Here is a 20,327-nt window from a genome sequence, read left to right on the forward strand (position 1 = left end):
ACGTGGATTCGGACGGTGGCTCGGAATGCAGGAACACAGCAGCAACAACGATAAGACGTCAGACGAAAACAGCAGCCCGGCCGACCGAGGCTAGGCCAGCGTCGCGGCGCCTTCCCGGCGCGCGCGCGCCAGTACCTGCAGGCCGAGCAACACGAGATTATCGTGCATCTGGAACGGCATGCGCAGATGCGGCCCCAGCGCGGCGCGTGCTCCGCCGCTCAGCACGCAGCGTGCCGGGCCGGGGTATTGCTTCTGCAGTGCCATCCACGTCTGCGCAATTGCACCCGCCTGGGCGATGACGCAGCCCAGCGCGATGGCGTCCTGCGTATTGTCGGCCCAGGGCGGCGCAACCACGTCGCCCGCACTCAGGTAGCTGACATCCACTTCGGGCAACTGCGCTGTGTTGCGTGACAGCGCGCGCATCATCAACGTGAGGCCGGGCAGTATCAGGCCGCCCGCAAACAGCCCGTCGGGCGTGACGATATCGAGGGTGGTGGCTGTACCTGCCGTCACCAGCAGCAGGGCCGTGTCGGGCCACAAGTGGCGTGCGCCGACGGCGCCGATCCACCGGTCAGTGCCAAGCTGCGTTGGGTCGCGATACCCGTTGCGCAGGCCGGCGGTGGCGTCTTCCGACGCGGCAATGCGCACGCGCGCCCCGTCGAATACGCGGGCGATGCGCGCGGTGAGTGCATCGCGCAGTGCCGGGCCGGCCACCGCGCTGATCCATACCTCGGGTGGGGCAACGCCCGCGGCGTGGCAATCGCGCCAGTCTTCCACCAGTTCAGCCAATCGATCGTGTGCGCGGGCGCCGGCATGCTGCCACGGCGTGCCACCCGGTTCTTCGGGCAGGGCGAGTTCGGCGTCGGCGCCGCCGGCAATCCACGCCCACTTGATGCGCGTGTTCCCTGCGTCGATCAGCAACAGCGGACGGGCGGGAGCGGCGTGCGTGGCAGAGACCTTCAGGCGCGTCATGGCTGCTCCGCGTCTGCGCTGCGCAAGGAGACCTCGCCGCTGTGGACCCACTGCACCCGTCCGCCCGATTCGATCGCCAGGCGGCCTTGCGCGTCGATGCCATGCGCCACGCCCTCGAGTACCACGGTGCCGTCCTGCCACAGGCGCACCCGCTCGCCGGCAAAGGCATCGCGGGCGGCAAACGGCGCAACGAACGGCGCCAGGCCCTGTGCGCCGAAGCGCTGCAGATGTTCACCCAGCGACGTGAGCAGCGCCGAAAACACGGCATTCGGCTCCGGCGCATCCACCAGTTCTTCCACGCCCGACAGGCCGCGGCCCAGCGTGGCTTCCAGCACGCGCGGCCGTTCCAGGTTCAGGCCGATGCCGATGACGGCCCAGGTCCGGCCCGGCTCGGTTCGCACGGTCTCGACCAGGATGCCGGCCAGCTTGCGCCCCGCAATTTGCACATCATTGGGCCATTTCAGGGCGAGCGCCTGTCCGCTGCCGCCCCGGGCGTCCGCGTACCCAGCCACGGCGTCGGCGACGGCCACGCCCACGGCCAGGCTCAGGCCGCCGAGCTGTGCGGGCTCGCCCGCAAAGGCGCACGCGATGGAAAACGTCAGACCGTGGTCACCACCCCACGGGCGGCCCTGGCGGCCGCGTCCGGCGGTCTGGCGCTGCGCGGCCAGCACGCGTGCGCCCAGCAGCGGGGCGGCGCCGGCATGGGCCGGAATCGGCGTGCCGGCAGGCCACGCGGCATCACGCACTGCGGCCATCAGATCGGCGCTGGTGGAGCCGGTGGCTTCAACCACATCGATGGGCCAGCCGGCGGCCGGGCCACTGGGCTGGATGCGCTCGCGCGCAAGGCGCCACCGCACGGAGGGTTGGGCAAGAGACATAAAAAAACGGGCGATCAAGTTCGCGCTAAGAATGCGCGCATTGTACGAGCGGCCATCCAAACAGGGGCGTGGCGCTTGCTTCAAGCGACGAAAAGGCCTCACAGTGTGGCAGCCAGTGTGACAGCCTTTGGCGGCGCCTTGGCTACAATTCGACCGATATCCGGCATCACTGCTTACGGAGAACCGTTTGATCACCTGCCGTACACCGCAGCTTGAGGTGCGCGTTGTCGATGGGCGCTCCGTCGCCTTTCTCTCCGGCGACTGGACCACGCTCGCGCTGGCCGAGCGCGCCGGCGTGCGCAGCGCGCGTCAGCAGATCCGCGCCGGGCTGGACAACGCCAACGCGTGGTGCCTGACCGAGGTGGGCCGTATCGACCACTTTGGCGCGCAACTGCTGTGGCGCGCATGGGGCAACCAGTGGCCCGAACACCTGGATGCCCGGCCCGACCAGCGCCGCATGCTCGATCGGGTTGCCAAGCTCGACCCGGGCGGCTGGAAGCAGCGCCTGGCGCCGCGCATGAACCCGGTGGCGATCCTCGGTGAGGGCATGCTCGACTTTTTCGATCACGCCCGTAACGGCATCGCCATGGTCGGTCAGTTGATGTTCGACTTCGGCAGGTTCGTGCGCGCGCCGCATCGCGGCCCGTGGCGCGAGATCTCCGCCAACATCTACAGCACTGGCTACAAGGCGCTGGGCATTACGGCGCTGGTGGGCTTTCTCATCGGCATCGTGCTGAGTTATTTGTCGGCCAACCAGCTGCGCGTGTTCGGGGCCAGCATTTTCATCGTCAACATTTTGGGGATGGCCATCATTCGCGAGCTCGGGCCGGTGCTGGCGGCGATTCTGGTGGCAGGGCGATCCGGCTCGGCCATCACGGCGCAGATCGGCGTGATGCGGGTGACCGAAGAGCTCGATGCGATGCGCGTGATGGGCATCTCCCACGGCTTCCGGCTGATTCTGCCCAAGGTGATTGCGCTGGCAATTGCCATGCCGCTGCTGGTGGCGTGGACGGATCTGCTGGCGCTGGCGGGCGGCATTCTTGCGGCCAAGTTCCAGCTCGATATCAGCCCGACATATTTCATCACCTCGCTGCCCGATGCGGTGCCGGTGGCCAACCTGTGGCTCGGCATCGGCAAGGGCGTGGTGTTCGGCATGCTGATTGCGCTGGTGGCGTGCCACTTTGGTTTGCGCATCCAGCCCAACACGCAGAGCCTGGGCGAGGGCACGACCACGTCGGTGGTGGTGTCGATCACCATCGTCATCCTCGCCGATGCCGTGTTCGCCATCCTCTTCAAGGACGTCGGGATATGACGCGGCCCCGCCATCCGCATATCGAGCATGCCGGAGCGCCGCCGGCGATCACGCCCGCGCGCGAACGCGTGATCGAGGTGCGCAGCGTCACCAAGCGCTACGGCAAGGTGACCGTGCTCGACAACATCGATCTGGACGTGTTTCGCGGCGAGGTGCTTTCCATCGTCGGCGGCTCGGGTAGCGGCAAGACGACGCTGCTGCGCCAGGTGGTGGGGCTGGAAAAACCCACCTCGGGCACGATCCACATTTTTGGCGAAGAACTGACCTGCCAGGTGGGCAACGAACTGCAGTCGATGCGCAACCGCTGGGGCATGCAGTTCCAGCACGGCGCATTGTTCTCGGCGCTGTCCGTGATCGACAACGTGGCGTTGCCGATGCGGGAATTGCGCACACTGCCCGACGCGTTCGTCCAGCGCGTGGCGATGCTCAAGCTGCAGATGGTGGGGCTCAAATCCACCGATGCCGACAAGATGCCGTCGGACCTGTCGGGCGGCATGATCAAGCGCGTGGCGCTGGCGCGCGCGTTGTCGCTGGAGCCGGAACTGGTATTTCTGGATGAGCCGACCGCGGGGCTGGACCCGCGCGCGTCGGACGATTACGTCGCGCTCATCCGCGAGTTGCGCCAGGAACTGGGCCTGACCGTGGTGATGGTGACGCACGATCTCGACACCCTGGTGGCGCTGTCCGACCGCATTGCCGTGCTGGCGGATCGCAAAGTGGTGGCGGCCAAGCCGCTGGAGCAGATCATTCAGATTGATCATCCGTTCATCAAGGAATACTTCCTGGGTGAGCGGGGCAAACGGGCCCTGATGGCGCTGGGCCCGCAGATGACGGAGGCGGTGGCTGCAGCCTCGCTTTCGACGCAGGAGGATTGATGGAAAACAAGGCCCACGCATTCCTGGCCGGGCTGTTCACGATCGGGCTGGTCATCTTCATCGGGCTGGCTGTCATGTGGTTCAACCGCGACCAGACCGTACGCGTGCCGTACGACGTGGTCACGCGCTCAACCGTCAACGGGCTGAACCCACAGGCTTCCGTGAAATATCGCGGCCTGGACGTCGGCAAGGTCGACAGCATCCGCTTTGACGACAAGGTGCCGGGGCAGATCGTCGTGCGCGTGCTGGTCGACAAGGATGCGCCCATCACCACCACGACATATGGCCGCTTGGCGTACCAGGGCGTGACGGGTCTGGCCTACGTGCAGCTCGACGACCGCGGCTTCGACAACAGCCAGCACGCGCCCAGCCCGGTGCGCCTGGCCACATCTCAGAAGGACCCCGCTCGCATTCGCATGGAAGCCGGCTTCCTCGACGAACTGGACAAGCGCGGCGACCAGATGCTCTCCAAGCTCGATCAGACGCTGAACTCGCTGTCGATCATGTTTGACGACGAGCACCGCCAGCAGGTCACGGCGTCGCTGCAATCGTTCCAGAAAACGATGGACGCCTACAGCACGCTCGCGCAGCAGGCGGAACCGACCATGCGCCGCTTGCCCAAGATTGCTGACAACCTCGATTCCACGCTGGTGGCCACGCGCAAGCTCACGCAGTCGCTGTCCGACCCGAAGGGGCCCTTGATGACGACGCTTTCCGGCGCCGGGACCGATCTGACGGCGGCTACGCAATCGATGCAATCTGCCGCCAACGTGCTGACCTATGAAACGCTGCCGCAGCTCAACGGGTTTGCGCGTGAGGCCCGCCAGGCCGTGCGCGGCTTCGACCACGCCGTGACGGACTTCAACGCACGGCCGCAGAGCGTGCTGTTTGGCCCCGCGCCCGGCGTGCCCGGCCCCGGTGAGACCGGCTTCACCGCGCCCGCCGCCCGCGCTCCGGCCCAGCCCTGAGGAGATTCCATGCCGATGTTGTCTGCTGTGTTCCGCCGCGCGCACGCGCTGCCTGCTTTGATGGCGCTGTCGCTTCTGGCGGGCTGCTCCAGCACGCCCGTGGCGCCCGCCGCCCTGTATGACTTTGGACTCGCGCCAGCCACCAGCGCAGGCGCACGCCTGCCCACCGCCTTGCGCGTGGCCGATGTGGCCGGCCCCGGCTGGATGGATGGCAACGCCATCTACTACCGCCTCGCCTATGCACAAAGCCAGCGCACCGACGCCTACGCCAACAGCCGCTGGGTGGAGTCGCCCGTGAACCTGTTCGACGCGCGTTTGCGCAACGCGGCGGCCGCGCGCGGCCATGTGGTCGGCTATCCCACGACCGATGTGCCGAGCTTGCGCGTCGAGCTGGTCGACTTCTCACAGGTGTTCGACAGGCCCGAAGCCAGCCGCGGCGTGGTGCGCCTGCGGGCAACGGTGTCGCTGGCGCGCGGCGTGATCGACCAGCGCGTGGTGCAGGCTGATGCGCCCGCGCCCAGCCCTGACGCAGCGGGTGGGGTGACGGCGCTCACGCAGGCGTCAGACAAGGCCATCGGCGAGGTGCTCGACTGGGTGGCGAGTTTGCCGCTGGCGGCGTCAACTACGGCCGCCCCTGCAACACCCGGGGCCGCATTTGGTACGCGCCGGCGCTGATACCTCAACCTCTCAACCGGATGGAGGAACCATCCGTGAAGAGCGGCATCGGACGCTATCATGGGCGGTTTCTTCCGGGCACGTCCGCTCCTCTTCCTAGATAGCTTCTTCCGGTGACGGACTTCCACTCTCAACCCGCCGCACCCACTCCGCATCGCCACTCGCCGCTTGCACGCGCCGGGCTGGGGTGGTTCGTGCTGCTGGTTGTCTACGCCAGCCTGTATCCGTTTGCCGGCTGGACAGACACCGGCGTCTCGCCGTTTGCCTTTCTGAGCGCGCCGCTGCCGCGCTACAACACCGGCTTCGACCTGCTCACCAACGTGTGGGGCTACATGCCGCTGGGCATGCTGACGGTGCTGGCGCTGCATCCACGCTTCACCGGCTGGCGCGCGGTGCTGCTGTCGCTGCTGGCCGGGCTGTTGCTCTCGGGCGCCATGGAGGCGATCCAGACCTATCTGCCCACGCGCGTGTCGTCCAACGTCGATCTGGCGACGAATACGCTGGGCGCCTTGCTGGGCGGCATCGTGATGCTGCCGTTTGCAGCGCGGCTCATCGATCGGGGTGGGCTGCGCCGGCTGCGCCGCCGTTGGTTCGAGCCGCATGCGACCTTTGCGATCCTGCTGATGCTGGTGTGGCCGTTCGCACAGATTTTTCCCCAGGAATTCCTCTTCAGCATGGGCGGGGTGATCCGCAGCATCCTGCTCGATCCATCGCCGGATGCGTTTGTCGTCAATTTCCTCAACGGGTGGTTTCCGGAGCTGTTCGACTGGCAGGACAAGCTGACGGCGCACCCGGAAGCACTGCAGCGTCAGGAGCTGCTGGAAGCGCTCATCACCGCTTGCAGCTGGATCGGCTCGGGGCTGCTGGCCAGCGTGGCCATGCGCCGTGGGGCGCCCATGCTGCGCCTGCTGGCTGCGTTGCTGGCCGGCGCGCTGCTGGTGAAGGCGGGGGCGACGGTGTTGCAGTTTCCGCTGGGCGGCGCGTGGGATTGGCTCTCATCCGGCGCGCGTTTCGGGCTGGTCGTCGGCTCGCTGGTGCTGGTGCTGCTGGTGCGCCTGCCGCGTTGGCTGCGCGGTGCGCTGGCCATGGCCTTGCTGATCGCGCTGATCATCCTGTCCAACGTGTTGCCGCCGAGCCCGTATTCGTGGGTGTCGGCACAAAGCTGGCGGCTGGGGCGTTTCGTCCACTTCAACAGCCTGTCGCAATGGATCGGCTGGCTGTGGCCGTTTCTCGGCCTCGGTTACCTCGCCTGGCGCGCCGAGCAGACGCAGCTGCAGCGGCGCGCCGGACGTCAGGCGCGTTGAGCGCGCGCCGCAGCCGATGCTGCATGTGGTGAGGCTGCGCGGCGTATTACCAGCAGGACAAGCAGTGCCCCCAGGTACATGGCGGTCATGGCGACAAAGCCCGCACGCCACCCAAACAGACCCGTCAACAACGCCGCCACGCCCAAGCCGATGAGCGCACCGCCCTTGGCTGCGCTGCTGCACAACCCCAGGGCAAAGCCTTGACGATCTTCCGGGCTGCCTTCTGCCACCAGGCTATTGAGGACCGGTAGCAGCCCGCCCAGACAGAGGCCCCACGCCAGGCGCGCAGCGAGGAACGCGGCTTCCCCTTGCGCGACGCCCTGCCAGAGCGCAGTAAGGCCGCAGGCGGCGGTCAAGACACAGACGCGCCCCAGCGTGACATGTGTGGGCAGACCCGCAAAGCGCTTTGCCCACCAGCGCGCAGACAGCGCCAGTGTCGCGGCCGTGGCGCTGTACGCCAGACCTGCCAGCATCACCGACCCATGCAGCGTCTCGGTGATATACGGCGCGAGGAAGCTTTGCGGCATGACGCGCGCGGCCTGCACTGCCACCATGCCGAGCAGCAGGCCGATCACCAAACCGCCCAGCGGCGCGCGACGTGCCTGGCGAGCATCGGTGTCCCGCTCGGTTTCGGATCTCGGAGCGGGCTTGATCGCGGGCAGGCAGAACATCGCCAGCGGAATGCACGCCAGGATCACGACCGCCCCCGCCGTGTTGGCCATCCGGAAGCCCATCAACCCCACGAGCCACGCGCCGACCGGCGGCGCCATGAAGCTGCCACACGCCGTGACGGTCTGCAGATCGGCGAACACGCGTCGGCGCATGTCAGGCGGCGCCACGCGCATCGCGTAGATCTGTGCGGCCGCCAGGAAGCCGGCGAGGCCACCTTGCACCGTGCGCGCCAACAGCACGCTCGCCGCCGAGTCTGCATAGACCGACCACAGCTGTGACGCCGCCAGCGCGACCAGCGCCCGCAGGATCATCGGCTTGGGCCCGACACGGTCGGCCAGGCGCCCCCACCATGGCGCGGTGACGAGCGTGGCGGCCATCGGTGCAAAGTACGCTGCGCTCGCCACCCACGCGAACGGCACGTGCGGCACCGGTGACAGCTCGCGCAGGAACAGCGGCCAGAACGGCCCCGTCATTTCCATTGCGCCCATTGAAAGGGCCTGGATGACGAGGAGCCACCGGATGGCCCCCCGCCACGCGTCCACAGTCGTTGCCGGATTCATGCGCGAGCTGCTGCAGCCAACGGATTGGGCAACGCGGCATGCATGTCGTCGGACTGGTCGCGCAGGCGCATGCGGACGAACGTCTTGAACGTCCATGGCGCTTCGAGCAGCGCGTGGCGCTCGTGCGCCCAGGTGTCGGCATCCAGCGCCGGGCGGTTCGCATCGAACACGGCCTGCATGGCCTCATGCCATTGGCGCAGCCCGACCGTGCTGCCGTGGTCCGGGAACAGCGCCAGCGCCAGTTCACCGATGTGGCAAAGCAGGAAGGCGTGGATGAGCTTCTTGCGGGGGATGTCCCGATCGGGATACGTCGTGTGGCCGGCGCGGAACGGTTCGATCGAGAAGCCCTGTGCCTGCAGCGTCGGCAGCGCAATCTTCACGTCGCCAAAGTCACGCACCACCAGCCGCTCCGGCATGCCGGCCTCGCTGATGACGACGAAGGTGTTCTGCTGATGCGCTTCCAACGCAATGCCGTAACGTAGATAGAGGCCGACGATGGCCGGAATGGCGACGCGCAGATAGGCGTTGAAGAAACGTGCGGCCCGCTCGGTGCGGGTGCCATCGGCCTGGCGCGCCAGCACGGTGTCGAGCAGCAGGGGCGCCGCAGCCTGCGTCATGTCTGCGGTGAAATCCGGCGTGAAGAGGGCGCCGACCGGCAGCAACCGCGCGTTGCTGGCAATGCGCGTGGTGGGGTTGTCGCGCACGATCATCGACAGATGCCGGGCGCGATCATCGTCTGTGCCGGCCACGTGGATGCCGTGACGTTCGGGCACGATCGACAGGACGCTCGCCAATCCTGCGTCGGTCGCGAGGATGCGTTCCAGCAGGGCGCTCACGCGTGGGCCCATCACGGCCGACTTGGGGGATACGGTGCGCTCAACGCTGGTCAGCCGCATGCTGACCGGCAGCTTGAGCATCGGGCCGCCCGGCGCGTCGGTCGCGGCCACGGTGCGGAATGACATTGTCGGGCGGGCGGCAATGCTGATGCCCGGCAGGTTGATCAATTCGCCTGCGGCAAATTCAGCGGCGAAGGTCTCGCCGAGCGTCGTGTCGCGCTGCCATGGGTGGACGGGCAGCGGCAGCCACGCTTCGGGCGCGAGCTGGCGTGCCAGCAAGGCTTTGCGAAACGCCGCCATGGCCTCGGGGAAGGTCGCCGCGAACCAGTGGGCGTACGGCTGCACACCCTCCATCGTGGTGACCTGCAGGCGATGGGCCGCCACGGCCACCACGCCGATGGACACCTGCGCCTCGAACTCCGGCGAGAGTGCGATCACCTGCTCGGGCGCGAGCCCCAGCCGCGTCTTGTAGGCCGGATGCCACGGATGCCCGCCGGTGCCCCACTGCTCGGTACGCGCCAGGGCGTGCGGCGTGCCGTCGCCGCAGAGCAGGGCGAGCGCGTCTTGCGACGCCGCAACGCGATGCTCGGCGGCGAGACGCTCACCCCAGACCAGTCGATAGGCCTGGCACAGCGTGTCGTTGTCCTGGCTGTTGTCCAGTTCCGTCGCGAGCCGGGCGATGGCGGCCAGGCGGTGGGCGTCGGTGGCATCGCCAATATCCAGCATGGGCGTGATCCAGTTGAGCAGGGCGGATGGACGCTCAATGGGCGTCGGCGGGCGGTCGTGCGCCAGCACAGCGACGTCGCCCGTCAATGTCCAGCTCCCGAGCGCGCCTGGCCGCAAACCGGTGAAGCGCAACAGCACGCGCTGCTGCCAGATCGGCAACAGCGTCACATCGGCGCGTGTATCGGCGATGAGCTGGTCTGCGTTGAGCAGCGCTTCACGAAACAGCGCCTGGAGCAGGCGCGACAGCACCCGCCGCCGTGCCAGTTGTTGTGCCGCTGACCAATGTTCGGCCTGCACGCCCACTTCGAGCAGCGCGGGAATGGATTCAGGGCGGAAGTTGCCGGCCGCGGCGGCAGCGGATGCGGTTTGAGTCTTGGCGGCGGTATCAGATCGACGTTGCACGAGGGCTCCTACGGGACATGAGCGTGTGCAGGCGAGCGGGGGCTCGGCCCTGCAGCACAGGGGGTCCAGATGTAGGGGCCGCTTCTGAGGCAGGCGGGGCATGCAGCGACCCGGTGGGCGCTGCAAGGGGTTATCCGTCTAGGTATGTGCGCCAAGGCGCCATTTGGTGCGCTGCAGTGTAGGTGAGAATGATTCGCAGTTGCAACAAAATTTGATGACTTTGAGGGGGGCGGGTGACGAAGCCGGCGCGTGAGTCATCTTCACGCAACCGACATGAATCCTTTCTACCTTAGCGCCTGGTGAGTAGACGGCCGCGCCGCACGGTTCGGCCCGCTGAAGTCATCAGGAGGTCATCTGCGGGTGCCTCCCGTGATCCACACCGTCGACTGATCTCGTTGTGTGCGCTCAGTCAGTCGCTGCCCCGTGTTGTCCCCCCACCCCCCCAAAAAACACAGACATCAGGACGAGAACATGACCTCCAACAGTCGCCGTGGTTTTCTCCGTTCCGCCGCCCAGTTGGCTGCTGCATCCGCAGCCATGGGCGCGGTGCCCGAAGGCATTCGCCAGGCGCTGGCGATTCCCGCCCATAACGCGCACCGCAATATCGAAGACGTGCAGCACATCGTGATCCTCATGCAGGAGAACCGATCATTCGACCATTACTTCGGCACGCTCAAGGGCGTGCGCGGGTACGGTGATACGCGCACCGTCACGCTGCCCAACGGCAAGAGCGTGTGGCACCAGCCGATGGCCGGGGGCATGGGCGAAGTGCTGCCGTTCCGCCCGAGCGCGCCCGATCTGGGCCTGCAGTTCCTGCAAGACCTGCCGCACGGCTGGAACGATACGCACCTTGCCGTCAACGGCGGGCGTTACGACGGCTGGGTTCCGCACAAGGGCACCACGACGATGGCCTATCTGACGCGCCAGGACATTCCGTTCCACTACGCGCTGGCCGATGCGTTCACCATCTGCGACGCCTACCACTGCGCGACGCCCACGTCGACCGACCCGAACCGCTACTACATGTGGACGGGCTATGTCGGCAACGACAACGTCGGCGGCGGCCCTGTCATTGACAACGCGGAAGCGGGCTACGGCTGGTCGACATATCCGGAAGTGCTCGAAGCCGCCGGCATCTCGTGGAAGATCTATCAGGACATCGGCACCGGGCTGGACGCCGCAGGCTCCTGGGGCTGGACGAGCGACGCCTACATCGGCAACTACGGCGACAACGCGCTGCTGTACTTCAAGCAATACCAAAATGCACAGCCCGGCAGCCCGCTGTACGACAAGGCACGCACCGGCACCAACGCCGCGGCCGGCGACGGTTACTTCGACATCCTCAAGCGCGACGTGCAGAACGGCACGCTGCCGCAGGTGTCGTGGATTGCCGCGCCGGAAGCGTTCTCCGAGCACCCGAACTGGCCGGCCAACTATGGCGCCTGGTACATCGACCAGGTCCTGCAGATCCTGACCTCCAACCCCGAGGTGTGGAGCAAGACGGCGGTGTTCGTCACCTACGACGAGAACGACGGCTTCTTCGACCACCTCGTCCCGCCGTTTGCATCGTCGGGCAGCAACGGCCTGTCGACGGTCGACACCACGGGCGAATACTTTCCGGGCAACAGCACGTACGGCGCCGGCAGCTACGGCCTGGGCCAGCGCGTGCCGATGCTCGTGGTGTCGCCATGGTCCAAGGGCGGCTACGTGTGCTCGGAAACGTTCGACCACACGTCGATCATCCGTTTCATCGAACAGCGCTTCAAGCGCACGCACAACGTGCGCTCGCCCAACATCTCGAAGTGGCGTCGCGCTGTGTGCGGCGATCTGACGTCGGCGTTCAACTTCGCCACGCCCAACGAGGTGGTGCCCACGCTGCCGAGCACCGCCGCCTATGTGCCGAAAGACAAGTTGCGCCACGCCAGCTACATGCCGCTGCCCCCGCTGGTGCAGGCCTTGCCGAAGCAGGAAGCCGGCCTGCGCCCATCGCGTGCGCTGCCGTACGAGCTGTTCGTGCGCGGCCGCCAGGATGAAGCCGCCGGCAAGTTCCAACTGGAATTCGTGAACACCGGCGACGTGGGCGCCGCCTTCCTCGTCTACACAGTCGGCAGCCCGGACGCGCCGCGCACCTACACGGTGGAAGCAGGCAAGCGCCTGTCGGACAAGCTGGCCGTGAACGCGGGCGGCGCCTACGACTTCACGGTGCACGGCCCGAACGGCTTCCTGCGCCGCTTCGTCGGCAAGCTCACGCTGTCGGGCCTGCTGCGCCCGCATGGCCGCGCGTTGGAGGTGAAGGAAGGCTACGATGTGGCCAACGGCAACCTGCAACTTCGCCTCATCAATCATGGCCGCGCGCCTACCGTCTTCACCATCAAGAGCGCGTACACGGGCGAGAGCGTGCAGCGGGAAGTGCGCGGCGGTGACGATGCGTCGGTGTACCTAGACCTGCGCAGCCAGCACGCCTGGTACGACCTGACCGTCACGGCCAGCACCGATGCCGGTTTCGCGCGTCGCCTTGCCGGTCACGTTGAAACCGGCCGCGTCAGCGCGTCTGATCCGGCGCTGAGCGCATAAGCGGTATCCAAGCAAAAACGGCCCGCCGGCGTGGTCTGCCGGCGGGCCGCTTTTTTCGTCGCTTCTGCGTCAGAGCTGCTTCGTGTATGTGCGTGCCTGATACAGCGCCAGCGCGCTCAGCCCGACGATCAACGAGATCGCCAGCACATCGGCAAACGGATAGCCCCAATACTGCGTCATTGCGTGGTCTCCTTCGGTTCGATGTCCAGCAGGCCGGTATCGGTCATGCGTTGACGGCCAAACTCGGTGATGGCGTAGCGGAAGTGCACCTTGCCGGTGGCTTCGTCCAACGTGTCTTCAGCCGCTTGCACCAGGCCGCCGGAGTAGAGATCCGCGAGGATGGCGCGAATGCTGCCCGTCCAGTATTCGTCTTCGGGCTTGCCGTATTCGATGCAAGTGCGATGGGCGATTTCGCTGTCCCACAGCGTGTCGCTACTCGCGAGCAGTTGCAGGATGTAGCCCTTCATGTGCAATTTCATGCGTGCGTCTCCGTGGTTGCAGGTGCTACACCGCCGCGGATCACTTCCAGGTTTTCCGAGCTTTCCGACACCATCACGAAGCCGCCAAAGATCACCAGCGCCAGCCCGATCAGGAAATACCACTCCGGAAACTGCAGCGTGAAGATGGCCGTGAAGAGGGTGGCGAACATTGCGTAGAACGCGCCCAGCGCCTGCCCGCGCCCCACGCCGATCAGCGGAAACGACTTGTACCAGGCCACCGCGCAGAACGAGAAGGTGACGCCGCCCACGACCAGCCACAGCAGCGCCTTGCTGTGGACAATGCCCGAGGCAATCTCCGTAACGGGCACAGGCACATGCGCAAACAGCGCGATGGCCGGCAGGATGAGGACGACCCAGTAGATGGCCTCGGCGGTATAGCGGATGGAGACGCCGCAGTCGGGGTCGGTCACGTCCATCGCGCGGCCGACGATCGCGCCTTCCAAGCCCCAACCGATCGCCGCCATGGCGCCGCCCAGGTAGCCGATCCACTGATGGCTGCCGCTGTGCGATTCGGCCATCAGTGCCGGGCCGTAAATCGCCACGCCGCCCAGGATGATGATGGCGATGCCCACCGCTGCCCGCGCGCTGATGCGCTCGTTGTACCAAAGCTTGGCTACCGTCGCGCCCACCACCGGATACAGCAGCCCGGCCACGGCCGCGAACACGGCACCGACATAGCCCATCGCCAGATACGAACCGAAGTTGGCCATCAGCCCGCCGACGACTGCCGCAATGAAGTACCAGCGCGAGATCTTGCGAAACTGGCCGAGGGTGCGGAAGTAGTCGCTCAGCTTGCCGAGGGAGCCGAGCCACACCCACTGGAAGATCATCACCATGACGCTATGGAACGCCGTGATAACAGCCGCGCAGACCAGGAAGACGCGCGGGTCCGAAAGGTCCATCCCGGCAAACGGGGATTCATGCCAGACAGCCGTGCCGGGCACATACCAGGCACCCCATAAGACCGCGGCCCAGAGCGCCCAGCGGTAGCCCCACTGCAGCGTGCGTCGATGATGTGCCGCGCGGGCGGCGGAGGAAGAAGCCAAAGCCGATCTCCTTGTTCTGTAAGCGCCAACTCCGAAAAAGCGGGGATGACGCTTGAGTTACTGGAGGTTCATAAATGAACTGATAGTTTTCTAGAGTCTATGCCGGCCCTCCAGGCATGCCGGAAAAAGTCGCACTGAGCGACCGGGGTTGTGGGTAGGCGACGTCTGTGACGTCAGGGCGGGGCCGGGGCTACGACGCGCCCGTCTCGGGCACCGTGTCGACCACGGTGATCAGATGCAGGGGCGTGTCTGTAGCCGGATCGCGCGCCAAGGACGTGGTGATGCGCACCGGCACGGCGGAGCCATCCCCACGTACCAATTGCAGCGATAGCGCATACGTGCGTACCGTACCGGCGAGCAATTCGCCGTATTGGCGCAAATGGCGGGCGAGGTCGTTGCGGTGCGTGAGGTCGAGCAGCGTGCGCTGCTGCAATGCCGTTTCGGGCTGGCCCAGCAGCGTGCACAGCCACGGGTTGGCGCGCAGGCAGCGGCCTTCCAGGCTGACCTGCGCGATGCCGACCGGCGCCTGCTCGAACAACGTCCGCAGCTTGGCCTCGCTGTCGCGGAAGGCGGCTTGCGCTTCCACCTCGGCGGTAATGTCCTGTGCCGCACCGATCATCGTGGGCGTGGCTGCCGACGGGTCCTGCGCTTCGCCTTCTTCACGAAGATGGCGAAGCGAGCCGCCGGGCAGGGTGATGGTGTATTCGACGCGATACGGTTGGCGCGAGGCCACGGCGCGGTCCAGCACGGCCTGCACGCGGGCACGGTCTGCGGGAACGATGGCGTCCAGGTAGCGCGCCATCGTCACCGGCGTGGCTTGCGGGACCCAGCCGAAGATCCGGTAGGCCTCATCTGTCCAACGGCACGCGTCGCTGCCGGGTTCCCAGATCCAGCTGCCGAGATGGGCGATTTGCTGTGCCTTGGCCAGCAGCGCCTCCGAATCGCGCAAGGCCGCTTCGGCGGTGTGGCGCTCGGTGGTGTCCAGGCTCAGGCCGATCATCTTGATTGGCCGGTCCTGCGCGTCGCGCACCAGCGTCGCTCGCGAAACGATCCAGCGGACCACGTCCGGCGCCGGCGCAATGCGAAATTCATGCTCGTAGACGCCGCCCGCACTCAGGTTCTGCGAGACCGCAGCCTGCACTCCGGGCACGTCTTCAGGGAGCACGCATTGCCAAAAATCTTCCAGCGTGCGGATCGGCCGACCAAACAGGCGTGCGACATTGGGTGAATACGCCACCGCATCCGTCAGCAGGTTCCACTCCCACGTGACCACGCCGGAGATCTCCTGCGCGAAGGTCATGCGTGCCTCGCTTTCCATGATCGCGGCGATGTGCTTTTGGCGGCCCTCGCGGGCGCGGGCGTCGGTGGCCAGGCTGGCCTCCAGATCGGCGAGCGCGCGATCGCCGTAGCGCAGCCAAAGCCAGTTCACGTTCAGGAAGCGGGCCAACGCGAGCAGGTTGGCGTATTCGATCTCGCCGCCGCGCGTCCATTTGTGGACAGCGGAGGGCGACACCCCCAACGCTGCCGCCACTTGCTTGAGCTGGATGCGGCCGCGCGTCAGCACGCCTTTGAGGCGGCCGGCAAAGCTGTCGTCATCGAGCGGGCCGTCTGGAGGCGGAAGTGCTGCGGCGGTCATGAGGCGGATTTACTGGAAGTGATTCGCGAAAGTATAGCGCGCTGCCTATAGGAAAAATTTATAGCTATGTGATGTTGTTAGGCCATAACGATTGGCCTGAAGCAACTAATTTTTCCTAGACTAGTCCAAAATTCTCCAAAGGTAAATAAAAACACCAATAGTGAATTTCAGGGTCGCCGCATCGGATCGCCGTCTGACAGGACGCCCGGTGCCGGCATTTCAGGCGCCGACTTCTTTGCGCGCCAACCATCCTCATGGGTACTGGATATGACGCAAGCTTCCCTTTCCACCGATTTCCGTTCCGCCGCGCTGGCGCCCCGTCTTGATCTCTATATCGACGGCCAGTGGGTCCAGCCCGAAGGCGGCGTGTACCGCGATATCGTTGATCCCGCCACCGAAGGCGTTCTGACGCAGGCGGCGGATGCCTCAGTGGCCGATGTGCAGCGTGCCATTGCCGCTGCCCGCCGCGCGTTTGACGAAGGCCCGTGGCGCCAGACCGGCACGCGTGAGCGCGCCCGCCTGCTCAACCGCATTGCCGACGCCATCGACGCCGACGCAGAGAACCTCGCCACGCTCGAATCGCTCAACACCGGCAAGACCATCACCGAAAGCCGCTGGGACATGGACGGCATTGCGGCGACCTTCCGCTATTTCGCGGGCCTGGTCGCCACAGAGTCCGGTCTCATCAACGAGGCACCGGGCACCGTCATCAGCCGCACGCTGCGCGAGCCGGTGGGCGTGTGCGGCCTCATCACGCCGTGGAACTACCCGCTGCTGCAGGCCGCCTGGAAGATCGCACCGGCGCTGGGCGCGGGCAACACCGTCGTCGTCAAGCCGAGCAACCTGACGCCGCTCACCACGCACCGCTTTACCGAGCTGCTGATTGAAGTCGGCGTGCCGGCGGGCGTGTTCAATCTTGTCACCGGTGCGGGCGAGGCCGGGGCCGAGCTGTCGCGCAACCTGGACGTGGATCTCGTTTCGTTCACGGGCGGAGCGGTTGCCGGTGCGGCGGTCATGAACGCGGCCGTCGGCAACTTCAAGAAGATTGCCTTGGAGCTGGGCGGCAAGAACCCGAACATCATCTTCGACGACGCGGATTTCGATACCGCTGTCGACTACGCGGTCAACGCGGCGTTCTTCCACGCGGGCCAGGTGTGCTCGGCCGGATCGCGCCTGATGCTGCAAGACGGTATCCACGACCGCTTTGTCGATGCGCTGGTCGAGCGCGTTAAACGCATCCGCGTGGGCAATGGCTTCGCTAATGGCACGGAGATGGGCCCGGTGCAATCCGCATTCCAGCGCCAGAAGATCATCAACATGATCCAGGCCGGCGTGCAGGAAGGTGCCGTGCTGCGCTGTGGCGGCAAGGCGCCGGAAGGCGAAGCATTCGAGCGCGGCTTCTGGCTGGAGCCGACCGTGCTCGCCAACGTGCGCGACGACATGAAGATCGCCACCGAAGAAATCTTCGGCCCGGCGCTGACCGTCGAACGTTTTTCCACCGAAGAAGAAGCCGTGCGCCGTGCCAACGCCACGCCGTTCGGTCTGGCCGGCGCGGTGTGGACGGCCGACCTGAACCGCGCCAACCGCGTGACCCGCGCACTACGTTTCGGCACCGTTTGGGCCAACGACTATCACCCGTACTTTCCTGAAGCGCCGTGGGGCGGTTACAAGGCCAGCGGCATTGGCCGCGAACTGGGTCGCGGCGGCCTGGACGAGTACACCGAACTCAAGCACAGCTACATCAACCTCGCTCCGCAGCCGATGGGCTGGTTCGGCGCGGACGCTGCGTAAGAACGGGAGGGCATCTTTTGACCACAACCACCGTACAGGAATACGACTACATCATCGTGGGGGCCGGCTCTGCCGGCTGTGTGCTGGCTGCGCGCCTGACCGAAGACCCCGACGTGACCGTTCTGCTGCTCGAGGCCGGCGGCCCAGACCACCGCTGGGATTTCCGCACGCAGATGCCGGCGGCGCTGGCGTATCCGCTGCAAGGCACCACGTACAACTGGGCCTACGAAACCGAGCCCGAGCCGCACATGAACAACCGCCGCATGGCGCAGGGCCGCGGCAAGGGGTTGGGCGGGTCGTCGCTCATCAATGGCATGTGTTTCATTCGCGGCAACGCGATGGATTACGAGCGCTGGGCAAGCGATTTCAACTTGCCCGACTGGACGTATGCCGACTGCCTGCCGTATTTCCGCAAGTCGGAAACGTATGACAAGGGCGCCAACGACTGGCACGGCGATTCCGGCCCGCTGCAGGTCACCACGCCCAAGCAGGACAACAGCCTGCTGTTCCACGCCTTTATCGAAGCCGGTGAGCAAGCCGGCATTCCCGCCACGGACGACCTGAACGGCTATCGCCAGGAAGGCCTGGGCCCGATGGACCGCACCGTGACCGCCAAGGGCCGCCGTGCCAGCACATCGCTCTGCTACCTCGACGATGCACGCAAGCGATCCACGCTGACGGTGCTGCCGCGCGTGCTGGCCGATCGCGTGATCTTCGATGGCACGCGTGCCGTGGGCGTCGAGGCGCTGATGGACGGCAACCGCGAAACATGGCGTGCGCGCCGCGAGGTAATCGTCACCAGCGGCGCCATCGCTTCGCCGCAGTTGCTGCAGCGCTCAGGCGTGGGCAATGCGGACGAGCTGCGTGCGCTGGGTATCCACTCGGTCGCACATCTGCCCGGTGTGGGCGAGAACCTGCAGGACCACCTGGAGATGTACATCCAGTACGAGTGTTTGCGCCCGGTGTCCATCTACGAAAACACGCTTTGGTACAACAAGCCGAAGGTCGGGCTGGAGTGGTACATGCACGGCACTGGTCCCGGCGCCAGCAACCACTTCGAAGCGGGCGGGTTCATCCGCAGCGACGACAGCTTCGAATGGCCAAACATCCAGTACCACTTCCTGCCGCTGGCCGTGAACTACGACGGCAGCAACCCGGTGAAGATGCATGGGTTCCAGTGCCACGTGGGCTCGATGCGCTCGCCATCGAGAGGCTACGTGAAGCTCGCTTCGCGCGACCCGCGTGACAAGCCGCGCATCCTCTTCAACTACATGGCGCATGACGTGGATTGGCGTGAGTTCCGCGCTGGTGTGCGGATCACGCGCGACATCATCGCGCAGCGCGCGTTCGACCAATACCGCGGTCGCGAAATCAGCCCAGGCCCGAGCGTACAGACCGACGCCGAGATCGACGCCTTCGTGCGGCAACACGCCGAGACCGCGCTGCATCCGTCCTGCACCTGCAAGATGGGTTCGGCGGACGATCCGATGGCCGTGGTCGACAACGAAGGCCGCGTGCATGGCTTGCAGGGACTGCGCGTGGTCGATGCGTCGATCATGCCGCGCATCGTCACCGGCAACCTGAATGCGCCGACGATCATGATCGCCGAGAAGATCGCCGACCGGATTCGCGGTGTGGCGCCGCTCGCGCGATCGGATGCGGCGTTCTATGTGCATGGCAAATCGCCGCTGCAGGCGCCGGCCAAACCGCTGGTCGCCAGTGAACTGGTGGTGGCCTGATGCGCTGGCGGAAAGTCGTGACGATGCTGGGTGGTGCGGCGGCGTGTGCTGCCCCGCTGCCCGCACTGGCGGATGATGTTCCGGCTGGCGAGGACAAGCGCTGGTCGGCCAATGCATCCGTTGTCTCGCAATATGTGTCGCGCGGCCTGCGCCAGACATGGGGAAAGCCTGCCCTGCAAGCCGGCATCGATTACACCGCGCCGAGCGGCTTCTACGCCGGCGTGTGGGGTTCCCAAGTTAGCGATCACGTCATCGCAGGCGCGCATGCCGAGATCGATACCTACCTCGGCTATGCCACGACCGTTGCGCATGGCGTGGAGTTGACCACCGGGCTCTACCGCTACTGGTATCCCGGTGCCCGCTACGACAAGGCCGCTGGCGGCGGCCCCGCCACCGGCTACGACTACACGGAATGGATGGTCGGCGCGGGCTGGCGCGGCGTGTCGGTCAAGTTATGGACGACGCTGTCGAACTACTTCGGCTTCGATGGCAATTCGCTGGCGGACGGCATCGATCGCGGCAGCCGCGGTTCCACCTACGCCGAAGCCAACTGGGCCGTGCCCTTGCCGAACAACTTCACGCTCGGACTGCACGTCGGCCACGAACACGTGCGTAACCACAGCGCATTCAGTTTTACCGACTACCGTATTGAACTCTCGCGGCCCATCAACAAGTTCTTGACGCTGTCTGCTGCTTTGACCGGCGCGGACGCACCTGCCTATGCCCATCAATTCTCAGCCCGCAACGGCACGGATCGCATGACGCTCGGCCGACGCACGGTCGCACTCAAGCTGACGGCGACGTACTGAGCGGCGGGCGACGGCGCTTTACCTGCAACCCTTTCTCTTCAACCTCTGCTTT

At 66.1% G+C, this 20,327-nt stretch carries 16 protein-coding genes; 9 read left to right on the forward strand and 7 right to left on the reverse strand.

The genetic code is table 11. From position 1 onward, the window contains the following. Positions 1–90 precede the first annotated feature (90 nt). Positions 91–972 carry a type III pantothenate kinase gene (locus ACTJK4_RS02420; protein WP_232041774.1) on the reverse strand — a complete coding sequence of 294 codons (882 nt, stop codon included), beginning with the start codon at positions 970–972 and terminating at the stop codon, positions 91–93. Further along, a complete protein-coding gene (locus ACTJK4_RS02425) occupies positions 969–1,850 on the reverse strand; it encodes a biotin--[acetyl-CoA-carboxylase] ligase (RefSeq protein ID WP_440815780.1) in 882 nt (293 codons plus the stop codon). The genes ACTJK4_RS02420 and ACTJK4_RS02425 overlap by 4 nt, the downstream gene beginning before the upstream one ends. A 187-nt stretch (positions 1,851–2,037) precedes the next feature. Here ACTJK4_RS02425 and ACTJK4_RS02430 point away from each other — a divergent pair, with 187 nt between their 5' ends. From ACTJK4_RS02430 to ACTJK4_RS02450, 5 genes are all read left to right on the forward strand, one after another. Next, entirely contained in the window at positions 2,038–3,162 is a 1,125-nt protein-coding gene (locus ACTJK4_RS02430; RefSeq protein WP_024976804.1) for an MlaE family ABC transporter permease, read from the forward strand. Further along, complete coding sequence (locus ACTJK4_RS02435; protein ID WP_260804018.1) at positions 3,159–4,037, forward strand: ABC transporter ATP-binding protein; 879 nt, start codon at positions 3,159–3,161, stop codon at positions 4,035–4,037. Before ACTJK4_RS02430 ends, ACTJK4_RS02435 begins: the two co-directional genes overlap by 4 nt. Beyond that, positions 4,037–5,005 (forward strand): MlaD family protein, encoded by a 969-nt coding sequence (locus tag ACTJK4_RS02440; RefSeq protein WP_440815784.1) that lies wholly within the window; start codon positions 4,037–4,039, stop codon positions 5,003–5,005. The genes ACTJK4_RS02435 and ACTJK4_RS02440 overlap by 1 nt, the downstream gene beginning before the upstream one ends. A gap of 9 nt (positions 5,006–5,014) precedes the next feature. Next, positions 5,015–5,680, forward strand: coding sequence for an ABC-type transport auxiliary lipoprotein family protein (locus tag ACTJK4_RS02445; protein WP_440815787.1), 666 nt, complete (start codon positions 5,015–5,017; stop codon positions 5,678–5,680). A gap of 113 nt (positions 5,681–5,793) precedes the next feature. Beyond that, positions 5,794–6,984 carry a VanZ family protein gene (locus ACTJK4_RS02450; RefSeq protein WP_440815790.1) on the forward strand — a complete coding sequence of 397 codons (1,191 nt, stop codon included), beginning with the start codon at positions 5,794–5,796 and terminating at the stop codon, positions 6,982–6,984. Here ACTJK4_RS02450 and ACTJK4_RS02455 read toward each other — a convergent pair. Together ACTJK4_RS02455 and ACTJK4_RS02460 are read right to left on the reverse strand one after the other, a co-directional pair. Then, complete coding sequence (locus ACTJK4_RS02455) at positions 6,972–8,216, reverse strand: rhizoferrin export MFS transporter (protein ID WP_440815793.1); 1,245 nt, start codon at positions 8,214–8,216, stop codon at positions 6,972–6,974. The genes ACTJK4_RS02450 and ACTJK4_RS02455 overlap by 13 nt on opposite strands. Continuing rightward, on the reverse strand, positions 8,213–10,180 hold the full coding sequence (locus tag ACTJK4_RS02460) for an NRPS-independent rhizoferrin synthetase (protein WP_440815796.1): 1,968 nt from the start codon (positions 10,178–10,180) through the stop codon (positions 8,213–8,215). Before ACTJK4_RS02460 ends, ACTJK4_RS02455 begins: the two co-directional genes overlap by 4 nt. A 471-nt stretch (positions 10,181–10,651) precedes the next feature. Between ACTJK4_RS02460 and ACTJK4_RS02465 the strand changes: the two genes are divergently transcribed. Continuing rightward, positions 10,652–12,754, forward strand: a complete 2,103-nt coding sequence (locus tag ACTJK4_RS02465; protein ID WP_440815798.1) for a phosphocholine-specific phospholipase C — start codon at positions 10,652–10,654, stop codon at positions 12,752–12,754. 176 nt (positions 12,755–12,930) lie between these two features. On the opposite strand, the gene ACTJK4_RS02470 is transcribed toward ACTJK4_RS02465, so the two are convergent. From ACTJK4_RS02470 to ACTJK4_RS02480, 3 genes are all read right to left on the reverse strand, one after another. Next, entirely contained in the window at positions 12,931–13,233 is a 303-nt protein-coding gene (locus tag ACTJK4_RS02470) for a hypothetical protein (RefSeq protein ID WP_440815801.1), read from the reverse strand. Further along, positions 13,230–14,300 (reverse strand): DMT family transporter, encoded by a 1,071-nt coding sequence (locus tag ACTJK4_RS02475; protein WP_440815804.1) that lies wholly within the window; start codon positions 14,298–14,300, stop codon positions 13,230–13,232. Before ACTJK4_RS02475 ends, ACTJK4_RS02470 begins: the two co-directional genes overlap by 4 nt. 190 nt (positions 14,301–14,490) lie before the next feature. Beyond that, positions 14,491–15,936, reverse strand: a complete 1,446-nt coding sequence (locus tag ACTJK4_RS02480) for a PAS domain-containing protein (RefSeq protein WP_440815807.1) — start codon at positions 15,934–15,936, stop codon at positions 14,491–14,493. A gap of 267 nt (positions 15,937–16,203) precedes the next feature. Here ACTJK4_RS02480 and ACTJK4_RS02485 point away from each other — a divergent pair, with 267 nt between their 5' ends. Genes ACTJK4_RS02485 through ACTJK4_RS02495 form a run of 3 tightly spaced genes read left to right on the forward strand, consistent with a single transcriptional unit; the run spans position 16,204 to position 20,275 of the window. Continuing rightward, positions 16,204–17,727: an aldehyde dehydrogenase family protein gene (locus ACTJK4_RS02485; RefSeq protein WP_440815810.1), complete on the forward strand. Its 1,524-nt coding sequence runs from the start codon at positions 16,204–16,206 to the stop codon at positions 17,725–17,727. Between the two features lie 17 nt (positions 17,728–17,744). Next, on the forward strand, positions 17,745–19,466 hold the full coding sequence (betA, locus tag ACTJK4_RS02490; RefSeq protein ID WP_440815813.1) for a choline dehydrogenase: 1,722 nt from the start codon (positions 17,745–17,747) through the stop codon (positions 19,464–19,466). Then, positions 19,466–20,275 (forward strand): TorF family putative porin, encoded by an 810-nt coding sequence (locus tag ACTJK4_RS02495; RefSeq protein ID WP_316881320.1) that lies wholly within the window; start codon positions 19,466–19,468, stop codon positions 20,273–20,275. Before betA ends, ACTJK4_RS02495 begins: the two co-directional genes overlap by 1 nt. The last annotated feature ends 52 nt before the right edge of the window (positions 20,276–20,327 follow it).

The organism is Ralstonia sp. 22111 (assembly GCF_052045895.1).
Lineage (GTDB): Bacteria > Pseudomonadota > Gammaproteobacteria > Burkholderiales > Burkholderiaceae > Ralstonia > Ralstonia wenshanensis.

Coding starts and splice junctions, on each gene's coding strand:
- ACTJK4_RS02480 (WP_440815807.1), bottom strand. CDS start 15,936: ATGACCGCCGCAGCACTTCCGCCTCCAGACGGCCCGCTCGATGACGAC.
- ACTJK4_RS02485 (WP_440815810.1), top strand. CDS start 16,204: ATGACGCAAGCTTCCCTTTCCACCGATTTCCGTTCCGCCGCGCTGGCG.
- ACTJK4_RS02470 (WP_440815801.1), bottom strand. CDS start 13,233: ATGAAATTGCACATGAAGGGCTACATCCTGCAACTGCTCGCGAGTAGC.
- ACTJK4_RS02425 (WP_440815780.1), bottom strand. CDS start 1,850: ATGTCTCTTGCCCAACCCTCCGTGCGGTGGCGCCTTGCGCGCGAGCGC.
- ACTJK4_RS02495 (WP_316881320.1), top strand. CDS start 19,466: ATGCGCTGGCGGAAAGTCGTGACGATGCTGGGTGGTGCGGCGGCGTGT.
- ACTJK4_RS02435 (WP_260804018.1), top strand. CDS start 3,159: ATGACGCGGCCCCGCCATCCGCATATCGAGCATGCCGGAGCGCCGCCG.
- ACTJK4_RS02420 (WP_232041774.1), bottom strand. CDS start 972: ATGACGCGCCTGAAGGTCTCTGCCACGCACGCCGCTCCCGCCCGTCCG.
- ACTJK4_RS02445 (WP_440815787.1), top strand. CDS start 5,015: ATGCCGATGTTGTCTGCTGTGTTCCGCCGCGCGCACGCGCTGCCTGCT.
- ACTJK4_RS02455 (WP_440815793.1), bottom strand. CDS start 8,216: ATGAATCCGGCAACGACTGTGGACGCGTGGCGGGGGGCCATCCGGTGG.
- ACTJK4_RS02465 (WP_440815798.1), top strand. CDS start 10,652: ATGACCTCCAACAGTCGCCGTGGTTTTCTCCGTTCCGCCGCCCAGTTG.
- ACTJK4_RS02440 (WP_440815784.1), top strand. CDS start 4,037: ATGGAAAACAAGGCCCACGCATTCCTGGCCGGGCTGTTCACGATCGGG.